General features: G+C 38.2%; 13 protein-coding genes. 4 read left to right on the forward strand and 9 right to left on the reverse strand.

The features are described from left to right. The first annotated feature begins 22 nt into the window (after positions 1–22). Entirely contained in the window at positions 23–367 is a 345-nt protein-coding gene (locus tag A6B40_RS01725; RefSeq protein ID WP_176671370.1) for a VanZ family protein, read from the forward strand. A gap of 57 nt (positions 368–424) precedes the next feature. On the opposite strand, the gene nrdR is transcribed toward A6B40_RS01725, so the two are convergent. From nrdR to A6B40_RS01745, 4 genes are all read right to left on the reverse strand, one after another. Further along, the gene (gene nrdR / locus A6B40_RS01730; RefSeq protein ID WP_025217390.1) at positions 425–874 is read right to left on the reverse strand and encodes a transcriptional regulator NrdR; all 450 of its coding nucleotides are present in this window, start codon (positions 872–874) and stop codon (positions 425–427) included. Beyond that, complete coding sequence (locus tag A6B40_RS01735; RefSeq protein WP_025217391.1) at positions 874–1,176, reverse strand: YcgL domain-containing protein; 303 nt, start codon at positions 1,174–1,176, stop codon at positions 874–876. Before A6B40_RS01735 ends, nrdR begins: the two co-directional genes overlap by 1 nt. Beyond that, positions 1,160–2,623 carry a replicative DNA helicase gene (locus A6B40_RS01740; protein ID WP_176671371.1) on the reverse strand — a complete coding sequence of 488 codons (1,464 nt, stop codon included), beginning with the start codon at positions 2,621–2,623 and terminating at the stop codon, positions 1,160–1,162. The genes A6B40_RS01735 and A6B40_RS01740 overlap by 17 nt, the downstream gene beginning before the upstream one ends. A 166-nt stretch (positions 2,624–2,789) precedes the next feature. Then, entirely contained in the window at positions 2,790–3,890 is a 1,101-nt protein-coding gene (locus tag A6B40_RS01745; RefSeq protein WP_138316973.1) for a porin, read from the reverse strand. A gap of 519 nt (positions 3,891–4,409) precedes the next feature. Here A6B40_RS01745 and priC point away from each other — a divergent pair. Then, complete coding sequence (gene priC / locus A6B40_RS01750) at positions 4,410–4,928, forward strand: primosomal replication protein PriC (protein WP_176671372.1); 519 nt, start codon at positions 4,410–4,412, stop codon at positions 4,926–4,928. Between the two features lie 37 nt (positions 4,929–4,965). Here the strand turns inward: priC and galU are convergent, their stop codons facing one another. From galU to A6B40_RS01775, 5 genes are all read right to left on the reverse strand, one after another. Beyond that, positions 4,966–5,853 carry a UTP--glucose-1-phosphate uridylyltransferase GalU gene (gene galU / locus A6B40_RS01755; RefSeq protein WP_025247761.1) on the reverse strand — a complete coding sequence of 296 codons (888 nt, stop codon included), beginning with the start codon at positions 5,851–5,853 and terminating at the stop codon, positions 4,966–4,968. 99 nt (positions 5,854–5,952) lie between these two features. Beyond that, entirely contained in the window at positions 5,953–7,311 is a 1,359-nt protein-coding gene (locus tag A6B40_RS01760; protein WP_176671373.1) for a phosphohexomutase domain-containing protein, read from the reverse strand. Between the two features lie 30 nt (positions 7,312–7,341). After that, complete coding sequence (gene csrA / locus A6B40_RS01765) at positions 7,342–7,524, reverse strand: carbon storage regulator CsrA (RefSeq protein ID WP_025217397.1); 183 nt, start codon at positions 7,522–7,524, stop codon at positions 7,342–7,344. Between the two features lie 78 nt (positions 7,525–7,602). Continuing rightward, complete coding sequence (gene alaS / locus A6B40_RS01770; protein WP_176671374.1) at positions 7,603–10,227, reverse strand: alanine--tRNA ligase; 2,625 nt, start codon at positions 10,225–10,227, stop codon at positions 7,603–7,605. A gap of 196 nt (positions 10,228–10,423) precedes the next feature. Next, entirely contained in the window at positions 10,424–10,849 is a 426-nt protein-coding gene (locus tag A6B40_RS01775; RefSeq protein ID WP_038643135.1) for a universal stress protein, read from the reverse strand. A gap of 229 nt (positions 10,850–11,078) precedes the next feature. Between A6B40_RS01775 and A6B40_RS01780 the strand changes: the two genes are divergently transcribed. Together A6B40_RS01780 and A6B40_RS01785 are read left to right on the forward strand one after the other, a co-directional pair. Next, positions 11,079–11,852, forward strand: a complete 774-nt coding sequence (locus tag A6B40_RS01780; RefSeq protein WP_025217400.1) for an FNR family transcription factor — start codon at positions 11,079–11,081, stop codon at positions 11,850–11,852. A gap of 142 nt (positions 11,853–11,994) precedes the next feature. After that, on the forward strand, positions 11,995–12,786 hold the full coding sequence (locus tag A6B40_RS01785) for an enoyl-ACP reductase FabI (protein ID WP_025247764.1): 792 nt from the start codon (positions 11,995–11,997) through the stop codon (positions 12,784–12,786). Positions 12,787–12,872 lie beyond the last annotated feature (86 nt).

The raw sequence follows: 12,872 nt of genomic DNA on the forward strand, positions 1-12,872 counted from the left end.
GCTCATTTACCTAAAAGTAAAAATGAACAAATTCGGACTATTAGCCTTAATATGGTTTATTGTTGGTATTTATGCTCTTATTTTTCGTGAAGGCACAAATGAACCGCCCCTATTCCCTTACTTAGACAAACTTAGCCATTTTGGGCTTTTCTTTATTCAACTTTGGTTACTAGCAAGGTTTTTTATACAATTTAATAAAGCAATTCCCTATTTAGGCTTAATGATTTTTGCCCTGCTCTATGCCATTACTAGCGAATTGATGCAGGCGCTATTAACCGAAACTCGCACCGGCTCTTGGTTAGACGGATTAGCTGATATAATGGGGGCTAACCTTGCGTTACTGCTTGCTCAATATTACAAAAAATAGAAAAAAATTAACCGCTTGCATTCAGAAAACACAAGCGGCTGACGATATATTACCAGCTTACTCTTTTAACTTCTCTATTTCTTTAGTGAACTCTTCCATATCACTAAAACTGAGATAAATTGAGGCAAAGCGAATATAGGCAACTTTATCTAATTGTTTCAATGCATCCATCGCTAATGTACCGATATGGCGGCTCGGAACCTCTCGTTCTCCCATAGACTGTAACTTGATAATAATTTGACTAATCGCCTTCTCTACATCATCTGCACTTACAGGGCGTTTATTTAACGCTCTTCTTAGTCCCAATCTTAATTTCTCCGCATCAAACGGCTCTCGGCTACCATCATTTTTAATTACATAAGGTACAACAAGCTCAGCTGATTCAAAGGTGGTAAAACGCTCCTTACAGCCCACACATTCACGGCGACGACGGATTTGATAGCCATTTGCTGCAAGGCGCGAATCTATTACTTTCGTTTCTTCTGTTGCACAGAATGGACAACGCATTACATTTCTCCTCTATTCTGAGCAACAAATGCTTTATATAAATTCTCTGGCGGCGGGGGCATCTGCAAATAATAGCCTTGTTCTGCAAGTTTCTGTAAAACTTCTTCATTCTTTGCTCTCGCCAATGCTTTGCCGCCTGTTAAGTTAAACATCATCACAAACTCGGGCTTTCCAAATAACTCACGTAGCGTTTCTGGTACTTGTTCAAATTGATCACGCTTAGGTAAATATAAATACATTTCATCTTTCACTTTGCTCCGATAAATCGCGCAAAGTGTTATTGAATTAGTATTCATCGTCATAAGCTGCTCCTGTGTAATTGTCAAATCGGGAATATTGTCCTTGGAATGTTAAACGCACTCGCCCAATTGGGCCATTACGCTGTTTACCGATGATAATCTCGGCAATCCCTTTGAGATCGGAATTATCGTGATACACCTCATCACGGTAAATAAACATAATTAAGTCTGCATCTTGCTCAATAGAGCCAGATTCACGCAAATCTGAGTTTACCGGACGTTTATCAGCACGTTGTTCTAAGCTACGGTTAAGCTGCGAAAGTGCCACCACGGGTACTTCCAGCTCTTTCGCTAATGCTTTTAATGAACGGGAAATTTCTGCAATTTCAAGTGTTCGATTATCCGCAAACCCTGGTGCACGCATTAACTGCAAATAGTCCACCATAATTAAGCTTAAACCGCCATTTTCACGATAAACTCGTCTTGCTCGAGAACGTACTTCTGTAGGTGTTAATCCGGAACTATCGTCAATATAAATATTATTGCGTTCTTGCAGAATTGCCATTGTTGTGGAAATTTTGGCGGTATCTTCATCGTCAGAGATTTGCCCTGTTCGGATCTTGGTTTGATCAACACGAGAAAGCGAGGCTAACATACGCATCATAATCTGATCAGCAGGCATCTCAAGACTAAAAATCAGTACTGGTTTTGCAGGTTTCTTCTTCGGGTTACCGTATTCATCTAAATCATCTTTATCTTCAATATCTACCAATGAAGCATTTTCACATAAATTCATCGCAAAAGTAGTTTTACCCATAGAAGGGCGAGCCGCAACAATAATTAAATCTGAAGGCTGTAAACCCGCTGTTTTTTTATTAAGATCAACAAAGCCTGTAGAAACACCTGTTACCCCACCATTATGACGGTTTTTAGATAGAGTATCCATTCGAGCCAATGTTTTCATCAAAATATCATCAATTCGCTGAGGGCCTTCATTAGCATTGTTTCGCTTTTCAGCAATTTCAAATACAATACGCTCGGCTTCATCTAGCACTTCTTTAGAATTTCTGCCTTTGGTCTTATAACCCATTTCAGCAATTTGGTTGCCCGCACTAATCACGCTTCTTAAATCGGAGCGATCTCGCACAATATCCGCATATGCTAAAATATTGGCTGCACTTGGGGTATTTTTAGACAGTTCAGCTAAGTATGCAAACCCTCCGACATCTTGCAATATGCCTTTATCTTTCAAGGCTTGATCGAGAGTAATAATATCGATGGGTTTATTAGCTCGTACAAGCTCTGCCATCTGTTCAAAAATAACACGATGAGCATAGTTGTAAAAATCGTGAGGTTGCACACGTTCAGCCACGTTATCCCAATGATCATTACTCAACATAATCCCACCAAGCACTGCCTGCTCAGCTTCAATAGAATGCGGAGATATGCTAATTTGCTCAACCTGCTTATCTTTTACTTTATCCTGAACTTTATTGCTAAATTCTGCCATTTTGCTCTCTTGCTAAATATAGACTCGACTATGTATAGTTTAGCTGAAATTGTGATAAATGGAAATTTACTCGCAAACAAGCGGTCATATTTTCCTAAAAATCTACAAAACAAAACCCCTAACAATTTTTGTTGTTAGGGGTTAAATATTTTAGATAATCAGGAGATTACCAGTATACACGCATACCTACACCGACAGCTTTATCAGTTACTCTACCATTGTAAGTATAGCCTTCACCTGTTGCATTTTTGTCAAAACCTTTAGTACGGATATATTTACCTTCAACGAAAGCTACAACATGTTTGTGGAATTTGTAATCAACACCAAGTAAGAAACCATGAGTTTTTTCTTTGCTCACATTTTTAATCTCACCACGCTCATATAAGTAGTTACCATATACTTTAGAAGCTGGAACTACTTGGTAAGCAAAGCCCGGAGCAACATAGAATGCATTACCTTTCTCACCTAATTTTTTCTCATGACGATAACCACCATCAACGCTTAATTTCAAATCACCAGCTGTATAACCAACAGATGCTAACACTGCATCTTTACGATGTTTGTCATTACCATTTTCTGTTTTAAAGCTTGAACGACCTAAAGCTGCACGTAAATCCCAGTTATCCACTGTGTATAATGCACCTAAAGCGAAACCATTTTGAAGACTGTTAGGTAATACCTCACCATTTGCATCACGCTTTTGAGCAAAGTTATAGTTTGCACTTAATTGTAAGTTTTCGATACCATTGTAGTCATAACGTACTACTTGGCTAGCCGCATCTACAATGTAATTACCTTTAGGGTTAATACCGTATTCATAGTCCACTGATTGACTTAGATCATCAGCAATTGTTAATTGACGACCAAATGTTACTTGACCGTATTGTTTACTACCTAAACCCACATAAGCACGTTTTGCATATGCACTACCGAAACCATCTTCTGAAGGTAGAGCTTTGCCATCTTTGTCAAATTTATCAACTTTGTCAAAACGAACTTCTACACGACCTAATGCATAGAAATCTTCTGCCAATTGATGTCTAGCTGTAACACCAATACGAGAACCAGCATTACGAATACCAGTGTGAGTACGTTTTTTCTCTGTGATAGTACCAAAACCATTTTTTGTTTCAGAATTCGCTCTTTCAAGAACCATACGGATAGAACCGTCGATATCTACTTTTGAGCCTTCAGCATCGTAGACTGTTACCGCAGATGCAGACGCTGCGAATGCTGTTACTGCTAATGCAACTAATGTTTTTTTCATAATTTTCACCTTAGATTTTTATATGTTATATAATAGAAATTGCTCCCATTAAGGTGTAGGAGCAACACTCCAAATACAATGTGTAGGTTTGAAACCTTACATTGCTTTCAGGTGAATAATTGCAAAAAGAGATATTAATGTCAATACTTCCCCACTCCAACGCTTAAAAATAAAAAACATTAAAAATCAACAACTTAAAATCAGTCTATTCCATTTGGAGATTTTCTTCTCTTTTCTAAAAAGACGAAAAAATAAAGTAACCTATTGAAAAATAAAGAATTTTTAATCTCCCCTTTATTCACTTTCATAATACTAAAAAAGTTCATTTATTTTGTGACATAGTTCACAATTTTGATATTTTATTAGACTTAGGAGAGTAATAATTATAACAAGAGGTTGTTTTTTGTTCAGTGTAAGATTATTTTTTCCTTCATTGCCATAGTTATATATTTGACAACTTAGGGGTAAAAACCGAGAATAATTAAAAAGCAATTATAATTATTATTTACAAGTAATGTTATGCATAATCTTCTTTTTATCACTAAAATCCAACAAACCTTAAACGAACTTTCTCCTTTTTCTAATAGAGTTGTTACTATTCATTCTACTTATTTTACGAAAAAAACTTCGCTAGTATCTGCTTTTATTGAGGAAATAAAACACACTGTTGATTTATTATTGAAGCAAGATGAGATTGTCTATACTGAATTTTATGCTGACAAATTAATTAAGCAATTTGAGGCATTAAGCCGTGCAATAGAACAACCAGAAATAGAGAAAAAAGCAGCTCAATTTTCCTCTTCTTATCAATTTTCACCTAATATTCACCGCTTATCACCTATTAAGCGATTGGAGGAATATCGCAAAGCGTTACGAGCTTTAAATGAAAAGATCAGCTGGCTGGTAGAACAAAATTTAGATGAGACTGATAATATTAGAAAGTTTGAGTTACAGAACCAGATTGCAGAAACTGAATATCGAAAAATGAACTGCGCAAAAGCGATTGAGGATTTAGAACAGCAGCTACTACTTAGATAAAAACAGACACCACCCGAAAATGGTGTCTACTTAGTCATTATAATGATTTCGCTAAATCCTTAATAAACGCTTTAAACTCTTTTCCACATTTATCGTGATTTAAGCTATATTCAACGAAAGCCTTCATATAACCGACTTTATCGCCACAGTCGAATGAGCGACCTGTCATATTAAACGCTTCTACTGTCTCTTGGTGAATCAACATATCAATCGCATCGGTTAATTGGATTTCATCACCCACGCCGACTGGGGTTCTTTCCAATAAATCCCAGATGCTCGCTGAGAACACATAACGTCCTACCACCGCAAGGTTAGATGGTGCTTCTTCCACGCTTGGTTTTTCGACCATTTTAGCAATTGGAGCTGAACCACCGAGAGGAATATCCACACCGTTGCAATCTGCAACACCATAGCTGCTAACATTTTCCATTGGCACTGGGGCCACCATAATTTGACTGTGTCCGGTTTCTTTGAAGCGTTTAATCATTGCCGCTAAATTTTCGGTTTTTTGATTAGCGGTGAAATCACCTAAAAGCACATCTGGCAGCACAACGGCAAAAGGCTCATTGCCAACGACTGCTCGTCCACATAATACCGCGTGTCCTAAGCCTTTCGCTTGGCCTTGGCGAACATGAATTAAAGTTACGTCTTTTGGCACAATAGAACGAACATCTTCTAATAACTGACGCTTAACACGTTTTTCCAGCATTGTTTCTAATTCAAACGATGTATCAAAGTGGTTTTCGATAGCATTTTTTGAGGAGTGTGTTACTAATACAATTTCTTTGAAACCAGCAGAAACACATTCATTAACAATGTATTGAATTAAAGGCTTGTCTGCAAGGGTGAGCATCTCTTTGGGAATCGCTTTGGTTGCAGGTAACATACGAGTACCAAGACCCGCAACGGGGATAATCACTTTCATTTGAAATCCTTATGATTTGTGAAGTTTTATTGAAAACAGACCGCTTGTAGTATATCGCAAGCGGTCATATTTTTTCATTTTTTTACAAAATTTTAAGCATTACTGGCGTAACAAGGCTAAAATTTCATCGGTTTTTTGTTGCATTAAGGCTTTATCGCCTCGCGTTTCTAAATTTAAGCGTACAACAGGTTCAGTGTTAGAGCTACGTAAATTAAAACGCCAGTTATTAAATTCAATGCTAACACCGTCTAAAGTTTCTACTTTTCCATCTTGGTAAGCTTCTTTCACTCGTGCGATGGAAGCTTGTGCATCAGTTAATTTGCTGTTGATTTCACCCGGGGATGGGAATTTTTCTAAACGCTCGCCCACTAATTCGCTTAATGATTTGCCAGTGGTACATAACAATTCGAGGGTTAATAACCACGGGATCATACCACTATCACAATAGAAGAAATCACGGAAATAGTGGTGTGCTGACATCTCACCACCATAAATCGCATCTACTTCACGCATTTTTTCTTTAATGAATGAGTGCCCTGATTTTGACATTACCGGCTCGCCGCCTGCTTCACACACAAGTTCTTCCGTGTTCCAAATCAAGCGTGGATCATAGATAATCTTTGCCCCTTTATTTTTAGCTAAGAAGGCTTGAGACAATAAGCCGACAACATAATAACCTTCTATAAAACCGCCTTTTTCATCAAAGAAGAAACAGCGGTCGAAATCGCCGTCAAAGGCAATACCTATATCAGCATTGTTTTCTAAAACGGCTTTAATAGAATCTTCACGATTCTCGTGCAGAATTGGGTTAGGAATACCATTTGGGAAATTACCATCCGGATTATTATGAACTTTAATAAATTCAACCGGCACTTGTTGAGCTTTAAATTGTGCTTCAATCGCATCAATGATTTGTCCTGCAGCTCCATTACCTGAATTAATGACTAATTTTTTCGGTGTCAACTTACTTAAATCGATGTAAGAAAGTAAATGTTCAACATAATCACCTTGTACTGATTTTTGTGTGTATTTACCACGTTTTTGAACGACAGGAAAATTATTCTTCTCTGCCAAACGTTGAATATCGGCTAACCCTGTATCGGCACTAATCGGACGAGAACCTTCACGCACTAATTTCATGCCGTTATAATCCATCGGATTATGACTTGCCGTTACTTGAATACCACCATCGGTTTTTAAGAAAGAGGTAGCAAAATAAACCTCTTCTGTACCAGTTAAACCTAGGTCGATAACATCAACGCCTGAATCCAATAATCCGTTTGTAACTGCACTCTTCAGCTCATTACTGGTTAGCCGAACATCTCCACCTAGTACGATTGATTTTGGCTTTAGATATTGTCCAAAAGCACGCCCAATACGATATGCAATATCTGTATTCAATTCAGTGCCTAATTGACCGCGAATATCATAAGCCTTAAAACAGGTAAGTTTTCGCATAGTGTGTTCCTTGTGAGGTAAATGAATTAATCAGAATTTATCCTCTTTTGCCGAGGCCTTAATTCTTTCATAAATCTCTTGACGGTGTACTGAGATTTCTTTTGGTGCATTCACACCTAGTTTCACTTGGTTTCCTCGTATGCTGAGTACCGTAATCTCAACATCATCTCCAACGAGTAGGACCTCCCCAATTTTACGAGTTAAAATAAGCATAATTGTCTCCTTACTGGGTTAAACTCTATAAACTATAGAGGAATGTTTTAAAGGCGAGTGCATCTCGCCTTTTTATTATTAAAGTTTTTCTGTAATTAACTCCTGAACTAAAGCTAATGCTTGAGGTATATTTTGTGGTTCTGAACCTCCAGCCATCGCCATATCTGGACGACCACCACCTTTACCACCTACTTTCTCTGCCATTGCTCCAACCAATGCCCCTGCATTTAGTTTATCAGCTAAGTCTTTAGTAACACCAACAATTAAATTTACTTTACTTTCTGCATTTGATGCAAACACTATAACCGCGCTGCCTAGTTGATTCTTTAGATCATCAACCATTGTTCTTAATGCTTTAGGATCAACCTTATCTAATTGTTGAATCACCACATTCACGCCCTTAATTTGTATCGCTTGCTTCGCTAAGTCAGAACCTGCTTGAGCTGCTAATTTATCTTTTAATTGCTGTAATTCTTTTTCTGTACGTTTTGCTTTTTCTTGTAGTTGTGTAATTTTTTCAACTAACGAATGACTATCCGTTTTTAATAACTCTGAACTTTGTTGCACTGCTTGTTGTAGATTATGTAACCATTCAACGGCTTTTTCTCCTGTCACAGCCTCAATACGACGAACGCCTGCTGCTACTGCACTTTCCGAGATAATTTTGAATAAACCAATTTCACCTGTTTGGTTTACGTGCGTACCGCCACATAGTTCGATTGAATACTCGGTCATATCAACCACACGAACAACATCACCATATTTTTCACCAAATAGTGCCATTGCACCTTTTGCTTTGGCTGACTCAATATCCATTTCTTCAATAGTTACTTTGATATTTTCACGCACTTTCGCATTCACAATACGCTCGACTTCTTCAAGCTGAGCTTTAGTGATCGCTTCTGGTTGTGAAATATCGAAACGTAAAATGTGTTCAGATACCAACGAGCCTTTTTGAGCAACATGTTCGCCTAGAACTTGACGAAGTGCAGAATGTAATAAGTGAGTTGCGCTGTGATTTGCTTGAATTGCGTAACGACGCTCAACATTCACAAGAGCAGAAACTACATCACCTACTTTTAATACACCACCATTGATTTGGCCAATATGACCAAATACCTGTCCATACTTTTGGGTATCATTCACTTGGAATAAACCTAATGGCGAGCTGAGTTCACCTGCATCTCCAATTTGTCCGCCCATTTCTGCGTAGAATGGCGTTTGATCCAAAATCACAACTGCGTTATCACCTGATTCAATCTGTTCTACCGCAACACCGTTGCAGAATAAGCCTACAACTTTTGCATTATGTGCGGTTACATCATAACCAACAAATTTAGTCTGTCCTTCTACTTTGATGATATTATTGTAATCTGCACCAAAGCTACTACCTGCTTTCGCACGCTCACGTTGGGCTTTCATTTCGGCTTCAAAACCAGCTTCATCAATAATAATTTCACGTTCACGGCAAACGTCTGCAGTTAAATCGAATGGGAAGCCGTAGGTGTCATAAAGTTTAAATGCCACATCGCCCGAAAGGATTTTGTTTTCCACTTTTGCTAAAGCGTCTTCCAATAAGTTCAAACCACGCTCAAGAGTACGAGCAAACTGCTCTTCTTCCGCTTTTAAGGTCTTTTGAATGTGAGCTTGTTTTTGAGCCACTACTTCGCCAGCCTGCCCCATCACTTTCGCAAGGGTTGGCACAAGTTTGTAGAAGAACGCTTCTTTCGCCCCTAAAATGTTGCCATGACGAACCGCTCGGCGGATAATGCGGCGTAGTACATAGCCTCTTCCTTCGTTAGACGGCACAACGCCATCGGCGATTAAGTATGAACAAGCACGAATATGGTCTGCCACAACACGCAATGATTTGTTATCTAAATCATTTACGTTTAACAACGAAGCCACTTCTTTAATTAAGGTTTGGAAAATATCAATTTCGTAGTTTGAGTTAACGTGTTGCATTACCGCCGTCATACGCTCTAAGCCCATACCAGTATCAACAGATGGCTTAGGTAATTTCTCCATTGTACCATTAGCTAAACGGTTGTATTGCATAAATACAATGTTCCACACTTCGATATAGCGGTCACCATCTTCTTCAGCTGAGCCCGGCAAGCCTCCCCAGTGCTCTTCACCGTGATCGTAGAAAATTTCCGTACAAGGGCCACAAGGACCTGTATCACCCATTGCCCAGAAGTTGTCTGAAGCATAAGGAGCGCCTTTGTTATCACCGATGCGGATGATGTGATCGGTCGGTACGCCTACTTCTTTGTTCCAAATATCGTAGGCTTCATCGTCTGTTTCATAAACGGTAACGTATAATTTTTCTTTTGGTAAGCCTAACCATTGTGGTGAAGTCAAAAACTCCCAGCCAAATTTGATCGCATCTTGCTTGAAATAGTCACCGAAGCTGAAGTTACCCATCATTTCAAAGAATGTGTGGTGGCGAGCAGTATAGCCAACGTTTTCTAAGTCATTGTGTTTACCACCAGCACGCACACAGCGTTGTGCAGTGGTTGCACGGTTATAAGGGCGTTTTTCTAAACCTAAGAAGACGTCTTTGAATTGGTTCATCCCTGCATTAGTGAAAAGCAAGGTCGGGTCATTTTCAGGCACAAGAGAGCTACTTGGCACAATAGTATGACCTTTGGTTTGGAAGAATTCGAGGAATGATTGTCTAATATCAGAAGTTGTTTTCATTTAAAATACTCTTTAAAAATAGAATTTAAACATTGGATTATACTGCTATTTTACACATTTTTTATCCTATTTTGTTAGCTTAGTTAGACTAATTGTTTAGAAACTCATAAATTCTACAAAAAAACTTTAAAAAATAACCGCTTGTAAGACAGATTTCTGCTCCAAGCGGTCATTTCTTTATTGAAAATTTTGAATATTATTCGTCTGCTAATGGTACAACTAACATATCAACATTGATGTTATTCATCACTTGGCGAGTTGAAGACATAAATTTGCTCCAGAAATCTTGATGATGCCCCGTAATCAATAAATCGACTTGATGTTTTTCAACCGCTTCTTCTAATACTTGGCTGAAATCGCCAGTACCATTTAAACAATCAGAAACAGGATAATCTACTTTTGAAGCTAACTCTGCTAATGCCGCATTAGTTTCCTCCACAACACTATCTTGCACTGAAGACATATTAATATCGATTAACCCTGTATATAAATCAGAGAAGTTCACATCAACGTGAATTAAAGATAGTTTTGCTCCGCATTTAGCTGCTAATCCTGCACCCTTACGCACTAAAACAAGACTTTCTTCAGAAAGATCAACTGCTACTAAAATATGTTTATACATAATAAGCTCCTTTTGTTTTTAGTGTCCTTAACTTTAAGTTATTAAGATATTAGCATACTCTTTAAAATAAAAACTTGAAGTAGATCTCAAAAATGAAAATTCGTCCTTATTTTTTATCCCTCTCGCTAATCAAACTAGTTGTTTTCTTTTATACAACCCTTTGCTTAATACCAACTTAGTGGTAAACTTTGTTCTAAATCAAATTTTATAGAATGTAAAGGTTAGATGGATGAAAATTGTATCTGAATTAAAACAAACAGGACGCTCAAGCTGTACTATTCATTGCCAAAACTGTAGCATTAGCCAATTATGCTTGCCTTTTACCCTGAATGAATCTGAATTAACTCAGTTAGATAACATTATTGAACGTAAAAAACCCGTACAAAAATCCCAAGTTGTTTTCAAATCAGGAGATGAACTAAAAGCACTTTATGCAATTCGTTCTGGTACATTAAAAGCCTATACTTTAAGTGAAAATGGCGAAGAACAAATTACTGGTTTCCATTTACCAGGTGATTTAATTGGTTTTGACGCCATTACCAATATGCAACATGAAGGTTATGCTCAGGCCTTAGAAACCTCAATGATTTGTGAAATCCCCTTCGATATTTTAGATGACTTAGCTGGTAAAATGCCGAAAATTCGGCATCAAATTATGCGTTTAATGAGTAATGAAATTAAAAATGATCAAGAAATGATTTTATTACTCTCTAAAATGAACGCAGAAGAAAAACTAGCCGCATTTCTATATAACCTTTCACAACGCTATTCAGCCCGTGGTTTTTCCGCAAGAGAATTCCGTTTAACCATGACCCGTGGTGACATTGGCAACTACCTTGGTTTAACAATTGAAACCATTAGCCGTTTACTCGGTCGCTTCCAGAAAAGTGGTATGATTTCAGTGCAAGGAAAATACATTCATATTAACCGTATGGAAGAGTTAGCCGAGCTAGCCGGAGCAATTAAGACACAACAAAATATTATTGCGCAAACTACTGCATAATTTTTCTCAAAATCCCTTCTTGATAAATAATTAAGAAGGGATTTCTGATCCGATGAGCTATTAACTCCATTTGCCCACATTCACTATATCCGCTATAATCGACACAATTTTGACCCCAATTAATACAAATAGAGGAATTTTTATGGGTATCTTAACCGGCAAACGTATTTTAGTGACAGGTTTAGCAAGCAACCGTTCAATCGCATACGGTATCGCGAATGCGATGAAGCAACAAGGTGCAGAACTTGCATTCACTTATTTAAACGACAAATTAAAACCTCGCGTTGAAGAGTTTGCCAAAGAATTTAGCTCAGACATCGTACTACCGTTAGATGTCGCAACCGATGAAAGCATCACCGAATGCTTCACAGAGTTGAGCAAACATTGGGAAAAATTTGACGGTTTCGTGCACGCTATCGCATTCGCACCGGGTGACCAATTAGATGGCGATTATGTTAACGCAGCAACCCGTGAAGGCTACCGCATTGCTCACGACATCAGTGCATACAGCTTTGTGGCAATGGCTCAAGCAGCTCGTCCATTCTTAAATGAAAATGCAGCATTATTAACCTTAAGCTACTTAGGTGCAGAACGTGCGATTCCAAACTACAACGTAATGTGTTTAGCGAAAGCGTCATTAGAAGCGGCAACCCGTGTAATGGCAGCAGATTTAGGAAAAGAGGGTATTCGTGTAAATGCTATTTCAGCAGGCCCAATCCGCACATTAGCGGCATCAGGCATTAAAAACTTCAAGAAAATGCTTTCTGCATTTGAGAAGACAGCCGCTTTACGCCGTACCGTTACTATTGATGATGTGGGTAATTCAGCGGCGTTCCTATGCTCAGACTTAGCTTCAGGCGTAACAGGTGAAGTGTTACACGTTGATGCCGGTTTCAGCGTAATGGCAATGGGTGAATTAGGCGAAGACGAGTAATTTGCTAAATTTTCCCAAAATATAACCGCTTGTTCCCCTCTTTCCAGAGCTTTCTTGAAAGAGGGTTTATTTATTTTTATAGAATT

This window comes from Mannheimia varigena (genome assembly GCF_013377235.1).
Taxonomy (GTDB): Bacteria; Pseudomonadota; Gammaproteobacteria; order Enterobacterales; family Pasteurellaceae; genus Mannheimia; species Mannheimia varigena.